Genomic DNA, 22,316 nt, shown 5'->3' on the forward strand with positions numbered 1-22,316 from the left:
GATTTCTCAATGTAATCTCAATACTACCTAAAAATCTTCATTTTTTAAAAATCTACATTTTAAACCTTTGTCTTGTTCTTGAAAACCAAGAATGACATTTGGCCAGATGTCCTCATTTATTTAAAACAAAATAAACGATGGACACAAATATCATCGAAAAATTAGACCGTATCGAAAAACTCTTAATAGAGCAACAAACGATGCAAAAGCAAGTATTGAATTTTAATGAAACTTGCAAGTATTTAGAACTTTCCCAATCACACTTGTACAAATTGACAAGTACGGGAGCCATTCCACACTATAAACCGAATGGCAAAAAGATTTATTTCCAACGTGAAGAGTTAGACCATTGGTTACTGCGTAACCGTATGGACTCACAAGATGAAATCGAACAGCAAGCTGCCGATTACCTAATTAAGAAAGGAGCGGTAAAGTTATGACGGAGATAATCGATTTAATCTTGGCGCTCTCGCAAGATATTAAGGACTTAAAAGCGCGTATCGAGTTGTTGCGACAATCGAGAGCAGAAGTATTAAAAGATACGTGGATAGACAATCAAGATGTATTGCAAACCTTACATATAAGTAAGCGAACGCTACAAACTTTAAGAACCAATGATACTTTACCATACAGTAAAGTAAAAGGTAAATTTTACTATAGAGTTGCTGACATAGAGCAATTGCTTCAAGACAACTACTACAACCATAATTTCAAGTGTAATGGAAATAAGTAGAGAAGCAATATTAGACAAAACACATTATGGTTTAAAGATTTACGCCTATGTGTTAAGACAGTATTATCCTGAAACTACAGTCCTTTCCTTAAAAGGAAGGGACTGCGGGATAACCCGAAACCCTTTTAATGGTGGTAAAGAAACTTTACGTGTTCATATAGATGGTGTTATTGCAACGCATAGAGATACTGAATTAGAAGACTTTAAAGGTGATGTATTCGATTTTGCACAATACCATTTCAGAATAACCGATGAAGAAGAATTATTCCAGAAGATAAATCAAGAGTTACATTTAAATTTAGAAATAAAAGAGAAAGACGAATTAGAATGGCTTAATGAACCTGACGATTCCTGGTATGCAAACTGTAGCTTTTTCAAAGCACCTGTTCGCAATGTGTTTCCTTCGGAAACTATACGATTGCATCAAGTATTTGCATTAATCACAAGTGATAAATACAAAAAGATAACCGAAGATTTAAGTGTAATTACAGATGTAAAAGAAGCTCGTAAATTCAAAGCTAATCGCTTTGACTACGTAACCTTTTCAGGAACTTTTGAAAAACGTAACGATAGTAATTTGTTACAACATTCTAATCTATTAACTATTGATTTCGACCATTTGGATAATCTTCAAGAGTTAAAGGCACAATTACTAAATGATGAATATTTCGAAACCGAAATGTTATTCGTATCACCATCTGGTGATGGCCTAAAATGGATTATCAGAATAGATATTTCAGAAGTATCGCATTCAGAATATTTCACAGCAGTAGCAAATTACATTAAACACAATTATAACATTGAGGTTGACCAGTCAGGTAAAGACGTTTCCAGAGCTTGTTTTTTACCATACGACCCAACAGCCTTTCTACATAAAAGACATCAAGTATTATGACTAAAATATTTAACCCAAAAGATTGGTTAGAAGTTCCTAAAGAGCCAATAAAACCAAAAAGCAACACCGCAACAACCAATGTTGTTGCTGTTGCTGATACAGACATTGAATCCTACATTTCAGCAATCGAGCAATCAGGTACAGACATAACAGGAAGTTATGCCACTTGGAGAGATTTAGGCTTTGCTTTAGCAGAAGAATATGGAGAAACAGGAAGAGATTATTTCCACCGAATAAGTAAAAATTATGCAGGTTACGATGCTAAAGAGTGTGATGCACAATTCGATAAATGCTTAAACGCAAAAGGACACGGAATTACAATTGCTACCTTTTATCACTATACACATCAGTCAGGTATTAAACCGACTAAACAACAGTATAACAACGAAGCTGCAACAAACGTTGTAACTGTTGTCGATACACCCAACCAATCAATGCCTACAATACCAGAAACGCTATATGAGAATTTGCCACAGTTTTTACAACAAGTTGTAAATCCTGCAAGTGGTCAAGAAGAAAAAGATATTTTACTATTAGGTGCATTAACAGCATTTAGTGCGTGTTTTCCCAAACTCTTCGGAATCTATGACCAACGTAAAGTATTTTGTAATTTATATCTATTTGTAACCGCACCTGCATCTGCAGGTAAAGGAAGACTTAACCAAATTAAAAATTTGGTAGAGCCTGTTCATAAATTAAAACGAGAACAAGCCAAAGTATTAAAACAGCAATTTCAAGTAGAAACCGCTACCTATAATATGAACAAAGGAAAAGATGAAAACTTGGAAAAACCGAGTAAACCGCCAGAGCGAATGCTGTTCATTCCTGCTAACAATAGTGTAACAGGCGTATATCAATTAATTTCTGATAATAAAGGCAGAGGTTTAATTTTTGAAACAGAAGGCGATACGTTAGCACAAGCCTTTAAAAGCGATTATGGCAATTATTCCGATGGATTTCGTAAAGCCTTTCATCACGAAACAATAAGCTATTATCGTAGAACCGATAGAGAATATGTAGATATTGAGAAACCGTGCTTGTCAACTGTATTATCAGGTACACCTAAACAAGTGGCAACCTTAATACCCAATGCAGAGAACGGATTATTTAGTCGCTTTATGTTTTACTATATGAATATAAAACCAACTTGGAAAAACGTGTTTCAAAATAGCAATAAAGTAGGTTTAGATGATTACTATAACAAATTAGGTAGTGAGTTTTTAGAATTGTACAAAACGCTAAAAAACAACCCAGAGATTGAAATAAGGTTAACCACAACTCAACAACAGCAATTCAATGCCTTTTTTGAATCCTTACAGACCAAATACATCAACCTACAAACTGAAGAGTACATCGCAACAATAAGGCGATTAGGCTTAATTGCTTTTAGAGTAATGATGCTTTTCACAGCATTCCGCATTATGGAAGATGGTGATGTTAATGCAACTAAAGAATGTGAGGATATAGATTTTGAAAATGCATTAACCATAATTTCAATTTTAGTAAAACACAGTAGTAAAGTATTTAACGACTTACCAATAGAGCATAAAGTAACAAAACGTTCAAATAGAAAAGAACGCTTTTTAGAAAGTTTACCAAAGCAATTTAGCAGGCAAGAGTATTTAGATTTAGCCACAAAGCAGAGCATCCCACACAAAACCGCAGAAGGTTATATTACTAAATTTGTCGAAGCAGCTTTAATACATAGAGAAGCGCACAACAACTATTCAAATCCTGCAAAGACATAGTTAAGGATTTTAAGGATTTAAGGATATGATTAAAAGGACTTCCTCAAATCCTTAATATCCTCATTACCTGTTAATAACTGTTTATATCTTTTTACTTTCCTTTGGTTTCCTTTTCTTAAATTAGACAAATATTGACAAGTCAAAATACCTCTAAAATGACATTTGGTGAACATATAAGGAAATTACGAGAACAGAAGCAATTATTATTAAGAGAAGTCGCTTCACAAATGCATATCGATACCGCCTTATTAAGTAAAATTGAACGTGGTACACGCATAGCTCGAAAGGAGCAAGTAGAAGCACTTGCAATCGCTTTAAAGGAAAACAAAAACGAGTTGCTAAACGTCTGGATGGCCGATAAGATTGTCAATATGCTTAAAGATGAATCCAACAGTACGGAAATCCTCAAAAAAGTAGAAGAAGAAATTAAGAACTTAACCAACAAAAAACAGCAGCTTTAAATGGCATTATTTCAAACATCAGTAATAAAAACATATCTGGCGCAACAAGATAATTCAGTAGTAGAGCGTGCCTATAAAAAATATACCAAGTATTTTCATAATGCTACCATTCAAGAGAATATTAAAAACTCTAAAGAAGAACAGTACCAGGCAAAGTTTCTGGACGAACTATTTGTAAATGTCTTGGGGTATATCCTAAATCCAAAGCCTGATTTTAATATCACTACCGAGTTTAAGAACCAAAAAGGAGCAGGAAAAGCAGATGGCGCTATTTTAAGCAAAGGAAACGCTATTGGTGTCATAGAATTAAAAGGTACAAATACCAAAGATTTAGAAAGCATCCGTAAACAGGCGTTCGATTATAAAGCCAATCAAAAAGGCTGTGTGTATGTTATTACGTCCAATTTTGAGAAGTTGCGATTTTACATCAACGATGCTACCGAGTTTTTAGAGTTTAATCTCTTTCAGTTAGCGCCCGAAGAATTTGCTTTAATGTACCTATGCTTACAAAAGGATAACATTCTTAACAATCTACCGCTAACCATTAAAGAAGCGTCTTTAGTTGAAGAAGACAAGATTACCAAACAGTTTTACAACGACTATTCCGTATTTAAACGCGAACTCTTTAGAGACCTCGTAAAACGCAACGCCAAACGCATTAAAATGGATGCTGTCATTGCGAGCGAAGCGCGGCAATCTCTTGAAGAGAACAACGCGAATGAGAATAAAGCACTCGAAAAAAACGTAAAATTATCCCTATTCAAAAAATCACAGAAACTCATAGACCGTTTTCTGTTCATTTTCTTTGCCGAAGATAGAGACCTATTACCACCAAATTCAACCATACAGATATTAGATAAGTGGAAAGCCGACATCGATTTTGGTGACGAACGCCCATTATATAATCTCTTTAAACAATACTTTCATTTCTTGGATGAAGGCAGAAAAGGCACAACCTCAAGAGCAGAAATCTATGCCTACAATGGCGGATTGTTTAAACCGGATGCCATTATAGATAGTTTGGAGATTGATGATGATTTGCTGTACAAACACACTTATAAACTCGCTAAATACGATTTTAGCTCTCAAGTAGATGTCAATATTTTAGGGCACATCTTTGAAAACTCACTTAACGAAATAGAAAGCGTTAATGCCGAAATTGAAGGTGGCGAGTTCGATAAGCAAAAGAGCAAGCGCAAAAAAGATGGCGTGTTCTACACACCAAAATACATTACCAAATACATTGTAGAAAATACCGTTGGTAAACTTTGCCAAGAGAAAAAAGACCAATTAGGTTTTAAGGAAGAAGCCTATTTCGAGATAAAAAAAGGGACACACCAAAACACCAAAAAACAACTATTAGAAGTTTTAGATAATTACAGAGCGTGGTTACTGCAAATAACCATTTGCGACCCAGCTTGTGGCTCTGGAGCATTCTTAAACCAAGCGTTAGATTTTTTGATTAAAGAACACCGTTACATCGATGAGCTAAAAGCAAAAGTATTGGGTGGTGGCTTCATATTAAGCGATATAGAAAACACCATTTTAGAAAACAATATTTATGGTGTGGACCTCAATGAAGAATCTGTAGAAATTGCCAAACTATCCTTATGGTTACGCACTGCACAACCACGACGAAAACTCAACGATTTAAGCAACAATATAAAATGTGGTAACTCTTTAATAGATAGCAAAACTGTTGCAGGAGATAAAGCCTTTAACTGGCAACAAGAATTTCCACAGATATTTGATAAAGGTGGTTTTGATGTAATTATTGGCAATCCACCCTATGTAAGAAATGAGTTTATAGATACTGAATCAAAAAAATATCTTGAGAAAAGATATGAAGTGTTTACAGGTAAATCAGACTTATATGTTTTTTTCTTTGAAAAGTCATTAGTGAACTTAAAAGAAAATGGAAAGTGTGGTTTTATTGTATCAAGCAAGTACACCAAAACAAAATATGGTAAGCCTTTAATTGAATACTTACAGAATAATAGTAGAATTAATTCATTTATTGATTTTAGGGATTTAGATGTCTTTAGTGGGATAGTTGCTTATCCATCGATTATACTTTTTGATAAAGAAAAAATTAATTCTAATAAATCAGAGTCTAAATTACTTGTAGTATCGGAAGAAAATTATCAAGAAGTTGAGAATAACTTTCAAAATTCAATCGAGGTGATACAATCTGAAATCTTTAAAAGATTAGGTTCTTGGTCAACAGGTTCTTTGGATAATAAATTGTTCTCTTTAATAAGAAAAATAGAAGATGAAAATAAAAAATTATCTGAAGTAATTGATAAACCTCAAGTTGGCATCAAAACTGGTTCTAATACTTCTTATATAATGAACAAAGAAGAAGTTCCCGAAGAAATTAAAAACTCTGTTTTATTAAAAGAATATTTAGTTGGAAGAGAGGTGAAAAAATACAATCCAATTGATACAGCAAACAAGATTGTGTTTCCATATGAACAATCAGAAAATCAAGTTTTAGCATTAATAGAAGATTTTAATAATCATAGAGAGGTTATAAGCTTTCTTGAAAAAGATAAGGACAAATTATCTAATAGAGCTATTATTGATAAAGGCATAGAAAAAGGAACTAAAAAGTGGTATGAATACCAACAGATTAAATTAAATTTTCCTTTTCGTGAAGAATACATTGTTTATCCTGATATATCGAGTGCAGTAAACTTTACTATAGCAAAGGATGTTTTAATCGATATGACTTGTTTCGGATTACCAACTAATTCTAAAAGTGTGTTAGGTATTCTAAATTCAAAACTTATAGAAGTATATCTTAATTCTGTATGTGTAAAAGCAAGAGGAGGTTATTTAAGATTGAAAAGCCAGTATATTTTAAACATTCCATTACCAGAAAATTTTGAGTCAAAAGATTTAAATAGTGCTGTTACGTTAGTTTTGGATACTTATTCAAGTTTTAATGACCAGAAAAGAAAGTTTATAAATTTTGTTTTAAGCCAAAATAATATTTCCGTTAATAAAAAACTCGAAAACTGGCACGAATTAGACTTTTCAGACTTTATAAAAGAACTCAATAAGGCCATTAAAAAAGCAGGTGGTACACCATTGACCAAAAAAGACGAGTTTGAGTGGTTAGAGCTATTTGAAGACAACAAGAAAAAAGCCCAAGAGTTACAAACCCAAATTACCCAAACAGAAAAAACAATAGATAATATGGTGTACGATTTATATGGCTTAACAGAAGAAGAACGAGATATTATAGAAAACAGTTAAAATATGACAACAGAAGAAATGAAAGCAATGCGTTTAGAGGCATTTCTAAATAGAGCATACAAATTGGATAAAAGAATTAAAAGACCTTCAAAGGGAGAATACTATGCGCTTAAAAGAGCAGAAGAAAAGGGTAATCCACAAAAGGAACTTAAAACTTTAAAAAGCAGAATAGAACAAGCTATTGAAGTGTTTTTTAAACAATCCATTGACTATAAAACGGAAGAGAGTTTAAAAATTTTAAGCTCATTAAATGCACAAACCAATAACAGTAATGATTTAAGTTTAGTTATTGAAAAAGGATTAAAAATAACAGAGCAATTCAAATAAAAGTCTGCCTTGAGCGCAGTCGAAAGGTCATTGCGAGAGCAACGAAGCAATCTCATAAACAGATAGTAAAAACAAAAAATATGGTAAAAAGTAGTAAAATATGGTATAAAGTTTGTACTTTTGCAGTAACAGTACACACCACGCTACCCATTAGAACAGCGTCCCAGGGTGTGTCTTTTGCTTTATATACCTTCCTTTTGTTAAACAATAATACAACCTTCAATGTTTAGCAAAAAGCCAACTACCATACAACAACAGATTGCTCAATTACAAAAAAGAGGTTTGCAAATCTCTAATGTGCCATTGGCAGAAAAATACTTGGCTAATATAAGTTACTACCGTCTCGGTGAATATTGGTATGTAATGCAAGAAGATAAAGAAAATCACACCTTTAAACCTAATAGCAGATTTAAAGACGTAATAGCATTATATAATTTTGATGCAGAATTACGCTTATTATTATTTGATGTCATTGAAAAAATAGAAATTAGTTTACGAACCAAACTCATTTATAATCTTTCACACGAAATTGACCCTTGGTGGTTCTGCAATTCAGAGATTTTTATTGATAGATTACAGTTTACACGAACACTTGCAAAAATTGAAGAAGAAATCACCAGAGCAAGAAGCAAGGACATAACTATTAAAAACCATTTTAAAAAACATAAAGACGATTTAAGGTTTCCACCATCTTGGAAGTGTTTAGAGCAAGTAAGTTTCGGTAACTTATCAAAACTATATGGTAATTTAACACATAAGGTTAATTCTAAAGATAGTATTGCCCAAGAATTTGGTGCAGTTAATCATACCTATTTACCAAGTTGGTTGCAATCTATTGCACAGATACGCAACTTTTGTGCGCATCACTCACGTCTATGGAATCGTAATCTTCCAGGTACGGTAAAGCTGTTGCCAAAACCACCTAATCCTTGGATTACAGATATAGATAATGTACCAAAACAGCACGAGTTTAGTAAGCTGTATGTACATATGTGTTTAATGAAATATCTATTAAATACCATACAGCCTAACAACCAATTTACAACCCGTTTAAATGATTTATTTATAAAATATCCTAATGTAGACCCAAATGCATTGGGAATGAAACTTAATTGGCAAAAAGAACCTTTATGGCAATAATTTAAATACGAATACCAATGCAAGAACACCTCAAAACTAACATACTCAACTTTAAATGGCCTAATAGTGCGCCTACCATTTATTTAACTTTAGAAGAAATTGAAGGTAGCCACCCCATCCATAAATCTAAATTTTCAAGGCAGATTAAAGAGGTGTTTCCAGATGCAGACTTATCTAACACAGACCAAATATTTACAACATTTACAACAGAAATACCCAATGCACCAAGTATTAAGCTAAATTTAGTAGATGGTAGAGAATTAAGAATATACAAGCAATTCCTTAAACACCAATTAAGAAGCTATTTTAAATCTAAAGACTATATAGTAGTAAAAAACTTCGTTGGTGATGTACAAGTGTGGATGCCATCAAAAAAGGGGAATACAACAGACTATAACCTCTACTACAAATTTTCATTTAAAATACAGTTTGCAAAACTCACAGACCTACCAGAGTTAATTGTCTCTTACGATGGTACATCAAAAGTCCTTACAACGTCGGTTAAGGATATTGAGGATTCAGAGTTAATAAGGCGTTGTGTATATGGTCAAAAAACGTTCAATTACCAAATGGACCTCGACACAGAGGAAAAAGAAGAATTTTACAATACTATTCAGTTTGAGCAAGCATACCCAATTTTTAATTTGCCATTAGCACGGGCATTAGATATTCCTATTGAGGAACCTGTAAGGCCAGCCAACAAATACCAAAAGTACGTAGCACTTATTAATAATTTCGCTACCAATTATCTATTTACAGAAGATTTCAAAGCCATATTTCCGTTTAAGACTGATGCGTTTATTGATGTGCCACTCAATCGTATCAACCATATCGACCCACAAGTAGGATTATTAGAATTTGGTAAAGACCAATACGGTAACAAGAAAACCCATTTAGTGCCTAAATTGGCAATGAATAACCTCAACCCTTACAAAAGACCAAACAACCAAAACATTAAGTTTTTCTTTGTGTACCATACCTCACATAAAGAAGCAATTAAAACCTTTTACAACAATCTTAAAGCTGGTGTTACTGCGGATAAAAAGTATTTTAAAGGGATTGAGGCTTATGTAAACATTAAGGCTTCAACGTCTAAAGAACATTTTATTGAGTTTACCAATGAAAGCGACCCAATTCCAGAAATAGTTGAAAAGTTAGAGAGCTTAACCTTCGACCACGATAATGTACGTTATGCAGCGTTCTATTTAAGTCCTTTCGATAAGTTTACACCAAATCCCGAAGACCGAGACATCTATATTCAAATCAAAGAACTCTTTTTAAATGAAGGCATTGTTACACAGGTTGTTGATTATGAAAAAATGGTGGTTAATATCGAAAATCAATACAACTTCCAATTCACATTACAAAATATGGCATTAGCTATTCACGCCAAATTAGGTGGTGCACCTTGGAAACTCGCAGTAACCGATAAAAAAGAATTAGTAATTGGTGTTGGTGCATTTACCAATCAAGGCGAAAACAGACGGTATATAGCAAGTGCCTTTAGTTTTCAAAACAATGGTTTATTTAGAAAGTTCGAATATTTTGACCAAAGCGAAACAGACCTATTGGCAGGAAGTATATGTAAAGCCATTAGAGATTTTACATCGGTTGCTGAAGCAGATAAAGTAGTCATTCACTTTTATAAGGAAATGAGCTACGAGGAACTAAAACCTATTATAAGAGGGATGCATACATTAGGGTTGAAAATTCCTCTTTACATTTTAAATATCAATAAAACAGAAGCAGAAGATATTATTGCTTACGACCTCAATTGGGGTAAAAAGTTAATGCCTGTAAGTGGCACATACATACGTATTAGCGAAAATCAATTCCTACTGTTTAATAATGCACGTTATCCTAATTCACAGCGATATGCAGATACAGATGGTTATCCGTTTCCAATAAAAATTAAGGTAAGCAGTCCAGATGAAGATGCTTTTGAAGATGCAGACGTGGTTTTAGAGTTATTAACACAGGTATATCAATTTAGCAGATTGTATTGGAAATCACTTCGACAACAAAATGTACCTATTACCATAAAATACCCAGAAATGGTAGCACAAATAGCACCACGATTTAATAATGGTGTTCCAGACGATGCTAAAGATGCGTTATGGTTTTTATAAAATAATGATATGTCAAGATTAAGAAGAAAAGAAACACTTGCATCTATAATGGGATTTGGTTTTATCCATTTTGAGTTTCATTTAATTGAAGATTATATGAATCATATGGAAACTCATTTTGAAATGGAATTGAAAAATATAGAGGTTGAGTATGATAATTTTCAAAAATCCAAAGAGGTTGATAAATCAGAATATTCCGAGGAATATTTAGACCACATACAGGATTCCTTTATTGACAATGTTTTTATGTTTAATGATGTTTACATCAAAAATTATAGAAACGCTCAAATCATACAACTGTATTCTTTTTTTGAAGATGTTTTAAAGCGTGGTTGCGACAGGTTTGCATCTTATAAACAAACAGACTACAGAGTAGATGACTTAAAAGGTAATAATGATATTGATAAGGTAAAGAAGTTCTTAAAGCAGTCAGCTAAAGTTGATTTTTCGATACTCAATCCTGAATGGAGTTTTATCGATAATTTTAGACAAGTCCGTAATTTAGTTGTTCATCATAAGGGTATAATTAAAAACAACGATACCGTCAATAATAGTGATAAAAAGTTCAATAACATTAAGAGTTTTAGCAAAGGTAAGTTTACTTTAAAACAGTATGTCTCTTCACAAAATAGATTTGAAATAGTACTTGATAATCCAAAATTCTTTAAAGAGATAGTAAATAACATTGAAAGTCTATTAGATAAAATAGGCAGTAAAGAAATGCCTTTAAACGAAGTAAAATAAAGTATGTCAAACCCAATAAAACAACATTATATTCCACGTTCATATTTAAAGAACTTTGGAATTGAAGGTAGAAAAAGAAATTATTTTGTTGATGTTTATAAAACTGATGATGATATTCTTTTAGAACAGATTAGTACTAAAGATATTTGTTTTGAGAAAAACATATATACTATTCCAGCAGAATCTGATGAGATTAAATATGCATTAGAAAAACATTACGCTGAAAATGTAGATAGTGAATTTCAAAAAGTCTATTCCCTGCTTATTGATGAAAAAGCTTTAACGGTAACCCAAGAAGAAAAAATACAGATACTCTACGTTTGTCTCTCACTATATTTTAGAACACCAAGAATTTTAAATCTTCAACGGAGTATGAATAATCAAATTTTTGATAAAGCAGCTCATACAGCAGATGAAGAAGGATTGATAAAAATGAACTTATATGGTGAAAAAATAAAGTTTCACATTGATGATATTGAAGCTGTAAAAAAAGAACATAACGAACGTTCAAGAACGGTTTATTTAGTAAACCATTTAGAACAATGGGGGAATTTTGTAAAATATAAATATGACTGTACTATTAATGTTATTAAAATTAATGATGCGAATGCACCTCTCATAACTTGCGATAATCCTGTATCCATCAGGCATTTTGAAACAAATCGTTTTCAAGGGTTATATGACCCAAGAGCAGTAATAACTTTACCATTAGACCGCTCACATTATTTAGAAATTCATCCCAATGACTATGCAGATGGCCAAACAAGAATTAATCGACTTACACAAGATAGAGACTATGTATTCACTACAAATGGAGTAACCCAACAGAATGCAGAAAAACTATTAATTGGTTATAAAGGAGATATTGATAAACATTTCGATATTCAAAGTCATTATGAAAAACCAGAAAATGGTGAGGAATTTGTCAAAAAAGCTAAATACAGAGCGGAACAAGCTCTAATTCTATTTGAGATTTTAAAGAAAAAAGGATTTGTTTCCAATGAATTTATTGGTAAGCTAAAAGAGTTATTAGAACACCCTTATTGTAAGGATGACATACAAATGCTGAAGTATAAAAAAGTACTTTCTAAAATGGGTAAGTGGTAGTATAATACTTTTGCAACATCATTTGCAACATCATTTGCAACACCATTGCATTAAATAATTTATATATTTGTCTAAATTATATGAAAATATTCTTTTCCATATCAATGTCTATTTTATTCTTTTTTCAAGGGATTAGCATAGATATGGACTTTTGTGGCCCAATTAAAGAAATTTCAAACGTTATTACCCATTATCAAGACCATAAATTTTATGGAGACTCTTTCTTTGAATATGTAGTTGAAGATTACATTGATAATAATGCTCAAAATAAAGAGCATCATCATAGCCCAGATAAGGAAAATACACCTATTCATTCCCATAATCAATGTTGTCACCCATTGGTATTAATTATTGCCAACAATACTTTGGCTTTAACCAATCGACTAAATTTTGAAGAGAAAAAACAGTATAATTTACATAAAGTAAACTTCACTTCCAGATATTTGGAATCGCTTTTCCAGCCACCAAGGGCATAATTCAGTTTTTTTAAAGGATAACTATATCCAATTTTGAACCTATATGGTTCTTTTCATTTCGTGTAATTCTATTTTCTATATCAGAATTGTACCGAAAAGTTTAACTGAATTAAAACATTTTCTATGATTAATAAAATCATTGATTTTTCAATCAATAACAAATTCATTATTGGTTTGCTAACGCTTACCATTATTGGAGCAGGTATTTGGAGTATGACCCAAGTGCCCATCGATGCTGTTCCAGATATTACCAACAACCAAGTACAGGTTATTACACAAGCACCCAATTTAGGTACAGAGGACATTGAACAATTTGTAACCTATCCAGTAGAAGTTGCAATGAGCAACCTACCTGATGTAAAGGAAATTCGTTCCATTTCTCGTTTTGGCTTATCTGTGGTTACTATAGTTTTTGACGATGCTATGGGAACCTATCTACCACGTCAATTAGTAGCTGAAAAGCTAAACGAAGTTAAAGAACAAATTCCAAGTGGTTTTGGCGAACCTGCTATGGGACCTATCTCTTCTGGATTAGGAGAAATTTATCAATACACACTTAAAGTAAAACCAGAGTATAAAGACAAATATTCGGTTACTGATTTGCGCACAATGCAAGATTGGATTGTACAACGTCAAATGGCAATGGTAGAAGGTGTAGTTGAGGTAAATGCCATAGGTGGAAAAATTAAACAGTATGAAGTTGCTGTTGACCCAAACGAACTAAAAGCTATTGGTTTAACAATTACCGATGTTTTTGAAGCTCTTGAAGCTAATAATCAAAACACAGGTGGAGCATACATTGAAAAGAACCATCAAGCCAATTTTATTCGTGGAGAAGGTTTGGTGCGTAGTTTAGAGGATATTAAAAAGATTACGGTTAAAAACACTAACAATATTCCAATTACCGTTGGCGACATTGCAACAGTACAATTTGGTGCTGCCATTCGCTATGGTGCTTTAACTCAAGATGGAGAAGGCGAAGTCGTTGGGGGATTAGTAATGATGCTTAAAGGAGCAAATTCAAATGATGTTATCGAGAACGTAAAAGAACGAATGGCTCAAATTGAAAAATCATTGCCAGAAGGTGTCATTATCGAACCTTTGTTAGACCGAAGCAAATTAATAGCAGAAACGACTTCAACGGTTGCTACCAACCTAATTGAAGGTGCATTAATAGTAATATTTGTCCTTATTTTCTTATTAGGCAATTGGCGTGGTGGTTTAATAGTAGCTTCTACAATTCCATTATCGCTGCTGTTTGCATTTATACTAATGAATGTGTTTGATGTTTGGGCTAATTTAATGAGTCTGGGAGCAATAGATTTCGGAATTATTGTCGATGGTGCTGTGATTATTGTAGAAAGCACCGTTTTTCTAATTGCTTCACAAGTTCTAAAGAAAAGGAAGTTGACATCTAAAGAACGTGATGGTGTTGCTGCGGATGCCTCAAAAAAAATGATGAATGCTGCCTTCTTTGGTCAGTTAATTATTCTAATTGTCTTTCTTCCTATTTTGGCATTAGAAGGCATCGAAGGGAAAATGTTCAAACCAATGGCATTGACCTTTATTTTTGCAATGATTGGTGCAATGGTACTTTGTTTGACGTATGTGCCAATGATGTCTGCATTGGTGTTACGAGCACCAAAAAACGATAAAAAATCTTATGGAGATAGATTTGTGCATTGGGTTGAGGATAAGTATCAACCTTTATTGGTAAAAGCATTGCAAAAAGGAAAATGGATTATTGGTATTGCAGTCGTGCTATTCGGAATTACAGTCTTTATGTTCACGAGAATGGGCGGCGAATTTATTCCACAATTAGATGAAGGCGACATTGCATTTCACGCCATTTTAAAACCCGGAAGCTCACTTACAGAAACGATTGAAACGACTACAAAAATTGAACAAATTGTAAAAGCAAAGTTTCCAGAAGTTGAGAAAATTGTAAGTCGAATTGGTGTTGCAGAAATTCCAACAGACCCAATGCCAATGGATTTAGCTGATGTTTTTGTAATCTTGAAACCAAAAAGTGAATGGACAACAGCTACTTCTAAAGATGAATTGATAGAGAAGATGAAAGAAGCGGTTGAAATCGTTCCTGGTGTTAACTATGAATTTACTCAACCTATTGAAATGCGTTTTAATGAACTGCTTGAAGGTGTTAGAGAAGATATTGCTATTAAACTTTATGGAGAAGATATAAATCTACTGTCTCAAAAAGCTGAAGAAATATCTAAAATTATTGCTGGTACGGAAGGTATTGGCGATATGAAAGCGGAAGCTACAACAGGTTTACCCCAAATGACAATTACGTATAACAGAAGTAAATTGGCACAATATGGACTTCAAATAAACACATTAAATCAAATTGTGCAATCAGCTTTTGCAGGAGGAATAGCAGGAACTATTTTTGAAGGCGAAAAGCGATTTGATTTGGTGGTTAGGTTAAGTTCTCATAATCGTAAAGACATAACAGATGTGCAAAATTTGTATATCAACTTGCCTTCTGGTGCACAAATTCCACTTCGCGAGGTAGCTGATGTAAGTTACAAAGGAGGTCCAATGCAAATCAGCAGGGACAATACCAATAGAAGAACCTATGTTGGTATCAATGTAAGAGGGCGTGATGTAAAATCGTTGGTGACTGAAATAAAATCAAAATTAGATGCACAATTAGAACTACCATCAGGTTATTTCATTCGCTATGGCGGTGCTTTTGAAAATTTAGAGCGCGCCAGTAACCGTTTACAAACCGTTGTGCCTATTGCATTATTGCTCATTTTTGTACTCATATATTTTGCATTAAAATCGTTACCACAAACGTTGATGATTTACATAGCTATCCCAATGGCAACCATTGGAGGAGTTGTAGCCTTATGGATGCGTGATATGCCTTTTAGTATTTCGGCAGGTGTTGGTTTTATTGTTTTATTTGGTGTTGCAGTATTAAACGGATTAGTAATGATTAGTGGTCTGAATGAATTAAAAGAAGAAGGAGTTACCAATCTAAAAGATAGAATTATAGAAGGTACAAAGCGAAGAATTAGACCTATAATGTTAACTGCTTTTACAGATGTTTTAGGCTTTCTACCTATGGCAATTTCAGCATCAGCTGGTGCAGAAGTTCAGCGACCTTTAGCAACCGTTGTAATTGGTGGTTTGTTAACCTCTACCTTATTAACATTATTCGTTTTACCTATATTATATCATTGGGTAGAAAACAAATCATTCAATTTTAGAGCTAACAAAAATGTAATTACAGTTACTGCTGTGGTAGCTTTTATGTTTTTGTTGCCAATAACAGGAAATGCGCAACAAATAAACGATACGTTACCTAATATTTCAATGCAAGAAGCTGTAAAATTGGCTAAAGAAAACTATCCAAGTTTAAAACAACAACAGCTTGAAATTGATAAGCAACAACAATTAAAAGGTACTGCTTTCGATTTTGGTACTACCCAAATTTTTACAGGTGGTGAAGAAATCAACAATGGATCAGGTATTTATACAACTATTGGAGTTGGTCAATCAAATATTGACGTGTTTGGTATTTCACCAAAGAGAAAATTACAGGAGCAACGTATTCAGTTAGCCCAAAAAGCCTTTCAGCTTTCAGAATTAGCTTTAGAATTAGAAGTAAAAAAAGCGTGGGCAAATGCCTTACAGAGTAAAAGAAAGTATAATTTATACAAAGAGTTAGATTCTATTTATACCAATTTTGAAAAAGCAGTTGCATTAAATTATGAAGTAGAAGCTATTTCGCGGTTAGAATATTCGGCTGCCAAAAATCAAGCCTTACAGATTCAAAATAAATTTATGCAATCAAAAAGTGAATATGCTATTGCATTACAACAGTTAAACCTTTGGTTGGTTTCAGATGAATTTTATACAGTTTCAAATGAAATTGATATAGAGAGCGAAATAAATGTAGAATCCTTTAGTTTAGAAGCACACCCTTTATTTACTATTTCTCAACTTCAAGTCGCAGAAGCAGAAGCAAACTATAGAGCTGCTAAAGCCGAAAATTTACCAAAGTTCAACCTTCAAGGTGGCTTGCAAAAAGTAAATGGAAATTCTGGTTTTTACACCTATCAAGCTGGTATTTCTATACCGTTTTTATCTGGTACAACAAAAGCACAAGTTAGAACAGCCAATATTGATAGACAAATTGCCGAATCAAATATGCAGTTCAAGCAAAAGGAAGTACAATCTAAATTTAATCAAACTAAAGAAAATTACCAAAAATGGAAAGCCTCTTGGCTGTTCTATAAAAATGAAGTATTACCACTTATTAAAGAACAAAAAACAGGTGCTTTGTTTGCTTATAGAGAAGGTGAGATTGATTACACAGCATTTACACAACTTATAAAAGAAGCTATTCAATCGGAACTGGAAGCACAAACAGCGTTAGCAAACTATTTAGAAAGTACATTTCAATTACAATATTTTAATCAATAAGAAAATGAAAAATAGATTATATAAATTTTTAGCCATAATAATGTTATCCATTTTTGTTTCTGCTTGCGGAAATAAAGAAAGCCACAAAGAAGACAATGGCAATTCTCATAACGAAGAACAAAAAACTGAAGAAAAAGATAACCATAACGAAGGCGAAGAAGTGATGCTTTCGCAACAACAGTTTGAAGCCTTAAAAATGAAAATAGACACTATTGCCTCACGCAATATGAGTGGCTATGTGGAAGCCAATGGGACTTTAGAAGTACCACCACAAAACGAAGCTGCCATAACATCAGTAATTGGAGCTAATGTAGTTTCTATTGAAGTGATTGAAGGTGACAAAGTGAATAAAGGTCAAGTAGTGGCATATCTTTCACATCCAAATATTATTCAAATGCAAACCAATTATTTAAATGCGTATAGTGATAGTAATTTTTTAAAGAAGAATTATGAGCGTCAACAAAAATTGTACGATGCAGGTGTAGGATCTGGTGCAAATCACCAAAAAGCTGAAGCAGAATATGAAGCCTCAATGGCAATGGTTAAGGGTTTGGAAGCTCAATTGAGATTATTAAACATTAATTCGTCATCAGTTCAAAATGGAACAATTGCTCAAAGTATATCATTACGCAGTCCTATTGAAGGCTATGTGCAAAAGGTAGAAGTAAAAACAGGACAGTATGTTGAACCTCAAACCGAACTTTTTGAAATAGTAAATACACATCACGTTCACGCTGATTTAATGGTGTTTGAAAAAGATGTGTATAAAGTTAAGAAAGGTCAAAAAGTAACCTTTAATGTACAAACAATGCAAGATGAAGAATTAACAGCAGAAATTTATTCGGTAAGTAAAACTTTCGAAGATAATCCTAAAGCGGTGCACGTACACGCAGAAATTGAGAATAAAAAAGGCATTCTTATTCCTGGAATGTATATTCAAGGGAAAATCCAAACTGAAAATACGAAAACTATGGCGTTGCCCGAAAGTGCCATAGTAAAAGAAGGCGATAGATTTTTCGTGTTTTCGGCAGAAAAAGAAAATGAAGATTGGAGTTTTAAACCTATTGAAGTGCTTTTAGGAGCAAAAGATGGCAATTGGATAGCTATTCAATTTTCTGAAGATATAAAACCAAATACAACATTTGCTTATAATAATGCCTATTATCTTATAGCAGAAATGAAAAAAGGCGAAGCAGAACACGAACATTAATTATGCAAACAATAGAACAATTATTAGAGTCAAAAGATATTCGAGTTACGGCAATGCGTTTATTAATTTATAAGTTTCTTGCAGAAAAGGAAGTAGCAGTAACATTAAGTGATATTGAAAATGCTTTTGATAAAGCAGATAGAACGACATTGTATAGAACAGTAAAAACATTTGAGGAAAAAGCAATAGTGCATCAAATAGATGATGGCACAGGAATCACTAAATATGCGTTGTGTGAAAACGGCTGTAATTGCGAGATTGAAACCGATTTGCATTTGCATTTTCATTGCAATAACTGTAATGAAACCATTTGCTTAACAGATCATAAAATTCCCCAAATTAAAGTGCCAGAAGGGTTCGTTTCAGAAAATGTAAACTTGGTAGTAAAAGGTATTTGTGATAAATGTAGTGGGCAATAATTGCACTTCCATTGCACGCATTGGTATTATATTTTTACAATAAAAAGAGATAATAATGAAACTGAATTATAAAATACCAAAGTATTTAAAAGATGCTTATAATAAAGAACTTGGTTTATATGAAGTTGCTTTAGCTAAAAGTGATTTTACTAATGCGTGGTATCATTTAGAAAGAAGCCACATTATAGGTCAATCTTATCCTATTGAGCATACCTATTCACATTGGTTAATGCTAAAGTTTGGCTTAATGCAAAAAAACACCAAAGAAGTATTTGGACAAATAATAAGATTAATTGTTGGAGGTTGGAAATCGTTCATTAATCACGTGCCAATCGGCAATACAGGAGGTGCAAATGTACCACCATTAAAACGTATGCCTATACCTAATGATATTAAAAATTTATTCAATTCAAAATGAAAAAAAAGAAAGTCAAATTAAGAGATTTAAAACCAAATTCAGAAGAGCAACATAGTCACGATGATGGTCACAATAATAGTGGCAACTCAAGTAAAATTAAAGCCTACATACCAGCTATCATAAGTTTTACAATGCTAATTATAGGTATTGGGTTAGACTATTTTGATGTTACCGTTTTCAAGGATTGGATTCGCATTATTTGGTATGGTATTGCTTATTTGCCAGTTGGACTTCCTGTTGTAAAGGAAGGTTGGGAAAGTATTAAAAAAGGCGATGTGTTTACAGAGTTCTTTTTAATGTCCATTGCAACAATTGGCGCATTCATCATTGGCGAATATCCTGAAGGTGTTGCAGTAATGTTGTTTTACGCAGTTGGGGAATTATTCCAAAATGCAGCAGTTAACAGAGCAAAAGGAAATATAAAAGCCTTACTTGATGTAAGACCAAATGAAGCTCTGGTATATCGCAACAATGATTATGTGTCTGTAAGTCCAGAAACGGTTGAAATTGGTGAAAAAGTGCAAGTACGTGTGGGAGAAAAAATCCCTTTAGATGGTATTCTACTTTCCGACAAAGGTTCATTTAATACAGCTGCATTAACAGGCGAAAGTAAACCTGATACTATTGCAAAAGGCGAAAAAGTATTTGCTGGAAGTATCAATATGGATGGAGTAATTGAAATTGAAACCACCAAAGAATTTAAAGATAGTTCCATTGCTCGGATTTTAGATATGGTACAGAACGCAACAGCTCGCAAATCTAAAACAGAATTATTCATCAGACAATTTGCTCGTATTTACACACCAATAGTTGTGTTTTTAGCAATAGGTGTTACGTTTCTACCATACTTTTTTGTAGATGATTATGTTTTTAGAGATTGGTTATACAGAGCCTTAATTTTCTTGGTGATTTCTTGTCCTTGTGCGTTGGTAATATCCATTCCGTTGGGTTATTTCGGAGGATTGGGAGCAGCTTCAAAAAACGGAATTTTATTTAAAGGAGCTTCCTTTTTAGATGCAATGACCAAGATAAACACGTTGGTGATGGATAAAACAGGAACGGTTACTAAAGGTGTTTTCAAAATAAAAGAAATCAAAGCAATTGGTTGGGATGAAAAAGAGTTTATGCAGTACTTGATGGCTATGGAAGAACAATCCACACATCCTATCGCAAAAGCCATTTTAGAATATAAAGCAGAAGGCGAAGATTATGGGGCTTCTGAAGTATCTGAAATAGCAGGAAAAGGGTTAAAAGGTATTGTAAATGGTAAGACTGTTTTAGTTGGTAATAAAGCCCTAATGACAGCAAATAATATTAAAGTTTTAGAGGAAACAGAAACTATCGTTGAATCTATAGTATTAGTATCTATAGCCAATACATTTGCAGGTTATGTTGTTATTGCAGATGAATTAAAAGAAGATGCAAAAGAAACAATTACAGCCTTACATAAAGTTGGTATTAATAATATAATGATGCTTTCTGGAGATAAGGATTCCATTACCCAACAAGTAGCAAGAGAATTAAATATTGAAAAGGCTAAAGGTGGTTTGTTACCAGAAGATAAATTAAATGAAGTTGAGCTTTTAAAACAAAATCCTGAAAATAAAATTGCTTTTATAGGTGATGGTATTAATGACGCACCAGTTTTAGCAGCAAGTGATGTAGGAATAGCAATGGGTGGTTTAGGAAGTGATGTCGCTATTGAAACAGCAGATGTTATCATTCAAACAGACCAACCTTCAAAAGTGGTAAAGGCGATTAAAATTAGTCGTTCCACTCGCAAAATTGTATGGCAAAACATCATTTTAGCATTTGGAGTAAAAGTAATTGTATTGATTTTAGGTGCAGGTGGTTTAGCAACAATGTGGGAAGCTGTATTTGCAGATGTAGGTGTAGCATTATTAGCAATATTAAATGCAGTTAGATTACAACGGATGAATTGGAATTAGGTAATTAAAATAGAATTAGTAATGACATCATAATCCGTGAGCAGGTAATAAGGTGTTCGTCAGTTGTTCCATTTAGTTCCATAAAACATATCTGCAAGCCAGTTTGTTTATTTATCGTTATTACGTAGTAATCGAAGCAATCTCATAATTAAAAAACTCTCAAGTTGTAAGGGCTTGCATATACCATAAATAGTACCACTGCGGCGACACGTCCTCGTTGGTACTTTTTATTTGTTTTATTTCACACATTACTCGCCTTCCTCACCCGTAGCTACTTTTGCCCCTTAAAATCCCAATAAGGTTAGCACGTTGTGCTGTTAGAAATTATTAAGGGGCAACCGCTACTTAATGTTATGCGAGCCTGCGGGTCGCTTCGGGCAAAACCCACATATAATTTCGCTTCAATTGATTATTTTGTGAATTAATTGAAATTACACAATCTTATAACATTTGATTTAATAAAGTATGTGGGTCTACGGGTGTCACATTTTTTGAATGTTCCAAGTTTGCAAATAAGATAACCGCAGTAATATTAAATATATGTGAGTATTGCATTTTAAATCTTGATTTTTCAGAAAACTTAAACTTCAATGAATACTGCGGATTATCCTATTTCGCAAGCAGTACACAAGAGCAACTCATTCAGTCAGCAATTACATCCACCACACAATAGTTTCTACATTACGGTTTGCCTTCAGATAAATTCAATTCCTAACTTCCTTCAAATACGGCATTTCCTTAACTTCATTACTTCGTATCAAATACGGCAAACCTTAAATGAAAACTATTCCCATACCTTCCATTGCTTCCTTCAATCCTTGCACTTGCCTAAACAGTAATA

General features: G+C 33.2%; 17 protein-coding genes. All 17 read left to right on the top strand.

Going from position 1 to position 22,316, the window contains the following annotated elements; genetic code table 11:
- The first annotated feature begins 137 nt into the window (after nucleotides 1-137).
- The 17 genes from BM239_RS10710 to BM239_RS10790 all read left to right on the top strand — a co-directional run bounded on the left by BM239_RS10710 (nucleotide 138) and on the right by BM239_RS10790 (nucleotide 21,475).
- The gene (locus BM239_RS10710; protein WP_092208420.1) at nucleotides 138-440 is read left to right on the top strand and encodes a helix-turn-helix domain-containing protein; all 303 of its coding nucleotides are present in this window, start codon (nucleotides 138-140) and stop codon (nucleotides 438-440) included.
- Nucleotides 437-733 (top strand): helix-turn-helix domain-containing protein, encoded by a 297-nt coding sequence (locus tag BM239_RS10715; protein WP_092208422.1) that lies wholly within the window; start codon nucleotides 437-439, stop codon nucleotides 731-733. The genes BM239_RS10710 and BM239_RS10715 overlap by 4 nt, the downstream gene beginning before the upstream one ends.
- Nucleotides 720-1,628, top strand: coding sequence for a BT4734/BF3469 family protein (locus BM239_RS10720; RefSeq protein WP_092208424.1), 909 nt, complete (start codon nucleotides 720-722; stop codon nucleotides 1,626-1,628). Before BM239_RS10715 ends, BM239_RS10720 begins: the two co-directional genes overlap by 14 nt.
- Nucleotides 1,625-3,376, top strand: a complete 1,752-nt coding sequence (locus BM239_RS10725; protein ID WP_092208426.1) for a DUF3987 domain-containing protein — start codon at nucleotides 1,625-1,627, stop codon at nucleotides 3,374-3,376. Before BM239_RS10720 ends, BM239_RS10725 begins: the two co-directional genes overlap by 4 nt.
- A 131-nt stretch (nucleotides 3,377-3,507) precedes the next feature.
- The gene (locus BM239_RS10730) at nucleotides 3,508-3,837 is read left to right on the top strand and encodes a helix-turn-helix domain-containing protein (protein ID WP_245758231.1); all 330 of its coding nucleotides are present in this window, start codon (nucleotides 3,508-3,510) and stop codon (nucleotides 3,835-3,837) included.
- Nucleotides 3,838-7,098, top strand: a complete 3,261-nt coding sequence (locus BM239_RS10735; RefSeq protein WP_092208430.1) for an Eco57I restriction-modification methylase domain-containing protein — start codon at nucleotides 3,838-3,840, stop codon at nucleotides 7,096-7,098.
- 3 nt (nucleotides 7,099-7,101) lie between these two features.
- Nucleotides 7,102-7,425, top strand: coding sequence for a hypothetical protein (locus BM239_RS10740; protein WP_092208432.1), 324 nt, complete (start codon nucleotides 7,102-7,104; stop codon nucleotides 7,423-7,425).
- Nucleotides 7,426-7,647: 222 nt separating this feature from the next.
- On the top strand, nucleotides 7,648-8,565 hold the full coding sequence (locus BM239_RS10745) for an Abi family protein (protein WP_092208434.1): 918 nt from the start codon (nucleotides 7,648-7,650) through the stop codon (nucleotides 8,563-8,565).
- A gap of 17 nt (nucleotides 8,566-8,582) precedes the next feature.
- Nucleotides 8,583-10,694 carry a Piwi domain-containing protein gene (locus BM239_RS10750; protein ID WP_092208436.1) on the top strand — a complete coding sequence of 704 codons (2,112 nt, stop codon included), beginning with the start codon at nucleotides 8,583-8,585 and terminating at the stop codon, nucleotides 10,692-10,694.
- 9 nt (nucleotides 10,695-10,703) lie between these two features.
- Complete coding sequence (locus tag BM239_RS10755; RefSeq protein WP_092208438.1) at nucleotides 10,704-11,438, top strand: hypothetical protein; 735 nt, start codon at nucleotides 10,704-10,706, stop codon at nucleotides 11,436-11,438.
- A gap of 3 nt (nucleotides 11,439-11,441) precedes the next feature.
- A complete protein-coding gene (locus BM239_RS10760) occupies nucleotides 11,442-12,545 on the top strand; it encodes a DUF4238 domain-containing protein (protein ID WP_072349417.1) in 1,104 nt (367 codons plus the stop codon).
- Nucleotides 12,546-12,625: 80 nt separating this feature from the next.
- On the top strand, nucleotides 12,626-13,021 hold the full coding sequence (locus BM239_RS10765) for a hypothetical protein (protein ID WP_245758232.1): 396 nt from the start codon (nucleotides 12,626-12,628) through the stop codon (nucleotides 13,019-13,021).
- 123 nt (nucleotides 13,022-13,144) lie between these two features.
- On the top strand, nucleotides 13,145-17,479 hold the full coding sequence (locus BM239_RS10770) for a CusA/CzcA family heavy metal efflux RND transporter (protein WP_092208442.1): 4,335 nt from the start codon (nucleotides 13,145-13,147) through the stop codon (nucleotides 17,477-17,479).
- A gap of 4 nt (nucleotides 17,480-17,483) precedes the next feature.
- A complete protein-coding gene (locus tag BM239_RS10775; RefSeq protein ID WP_092208444.1) occupies nucleotides 17,484-18,689 on the top strand; it encodes an efflux RND transporter periplasmic adaptor subunit in 1,206 nt (401 codons plus the stop codon).
- Nucleotides 18,690-18,691: 2 nt separating this feature from the next.
- The gene (locus BM239_RS10780; protein WP_092208446.1) at nucleotides 18,692-19,108 is read left to right on the top strand and encodes a Fur family transcriptional regulator; all 417 of its coding nucleotides are present in this window, start codon (nucleotides 18,692-18,694) and stop codon (nucleotides 19,106-19,108) included.
- Nucleotides 19,109-19,163: 55 nt separating this feature from the next.
- Complete coding sequence (locus BM239_RS10785) at nucleotides 19,164-19,526, top strand: DUF3703 domain-containing protein (RefSeq protein WP_092208448.1); 363 nt, start codon at nucleotides 19,164-19,166, stop codon at nucleotides 19,524-19,526.
- Nucleotides 19,523-21,475, top strand: a complete 1,953-nt coding sequence (locus tag BM239_RS10790; RefSeq protein ID WP_092208450.1) for a heavy metal translocating P-type ATPase — start codon at nucleotides 19,523-19,525, stop codon at nucleotides 21,473-21,475. The genes BM239_RS10785 and BM239_RS10790 overlap by 4 nt, the downstream gene beginning before the upstream one ends.
- Nucleotides 21,476-22,316: the final 841 nt, after the last annotated feature.

Origin of the sequence: Algorimicrobium echini (assembly GCF_900115185.1) — a bacterium.
Lineage (GTDB): Bacteria > Bacteroidota > Bacteroidia > Flavobacteriales > Flavobacteriaceae > Algorimicrobium > Algorimicrobium echini.

What these genes read in the sequence shown, in the direction of transcription:
- BM239_RS10710 (WP_092208420.1), top strand. Translation starts at nt 138, where the DNA reads ATGGACACAAATATCATCGAAAAATTAGACCGTATCGAAAAACTCTTA.
- BM239_RS10750 (WP_092208436.1), top strand. Translation starts at nt 8,583, where the DNA reads ATGCAAGAACACCTCAAAACTAACATACTCAACTTTAAATGGCCTAAT.
- BM239_RS10775 (WP_092208444.1), top strand. Translation starts at nt 17,484, where the DNA reads ATGAAAAATAGATTATATAAATTTTTAGCCATAATAATGTTATCCATT.
- BM239_RS10755 (WP_092208438.1), top strand. Translation starts at nt 10,704, where the DNA reads ATGTCAAGATTAAGAAGAAAAGAAACACTTGCATCTATAATGGGATTT.
- BM239_RS10740 (WP_092208432.1), top strand. Translation starts at nt 7,102, where the DNA reads ATGACAACAGAAGAAATGAAAGCAATGCGTTTAGAGGCATTTCTAAAT.
- BM239_RS10765 (WP_245758232.1), top strand. Translation starts at nt 12,626, where the DNA reads ATGAAAATATTCTTTTCCATATCAATGTCTATTTTATTCTTTTTTCAA.
- BM239_RS10715 (WP_092208422.1), top strand. Translation starts at nt 437, where the DNA reads ATGACGGAGATAATCGATTTAATCTTGGCGCTCTCGCAAGATATTAAG.
- BM239_RS10735 (WP_092208430.1), top strand. Translation starts at nt 3,838, where the DNA reads ATGGCATTATTTCAAACATCAGTAATAAAAACATATCTGGCGCAACAA.
- BM239_RS10785 (WP_092208448.1), top strand. Translation starts at nt 19,164, where the DNA reads ATGAAACTGAATTATAAAATACCAAAGTATTTAAAAGATGCTTATAAT.
- BM239_RS10790 (WP_092208450.1), top strand. Translation starts at nt 19,523, where the DNA reads ATGAAAAAAAAGAAAGTCAAATTAAGAGATTTAAAACCAAATTCAGAA.
- BM239_RS10770 (WP_092208442.1), top strand. Translation starts at nt 13,145, where the DNA reads ATGATTAATAAAATCATTGATTTTTCAATCAATAACAAATTCATTATT.
- BM239_RS10720 (WP_092208424.1), top strand. Translation starts at nt 720, where the DNA reads ATGGAAATAAGTAGAGAAGCAATATTAGACAAAACACATTATGGTTTA.
- BM239_RS10780 (WP_092208446.1), top strand. Translation starts at nt 18,692, where the DNA reads ATGCAAACAATAGAACAATTATTAGAGTCAAAAGATATTCGAGTTACG.
- BM239_RS10725 (WP_092208426.1), top strand. Translation starts at nt 1,625, where the DNA reads ATGACTAAAATATTTAACCCAAAAGATTGGTTAGAAGTTCCTAAAGAG.
- BM239_RS10745 (WP_092208434.1), top strand. Translation starts at nt 7,648, where the DNA reads ATGTTTAGCAAAAAGCCAACTACCATACAACAACAGATTGCTCAATTA.
- BM239_RS10760 (WP_072349417.1), top strand. Translation starts at nt 11,442, where the DNA reads ATGTCAAACCCAATAAAACAACATTATATTCCACGTTCATATTTAAAG.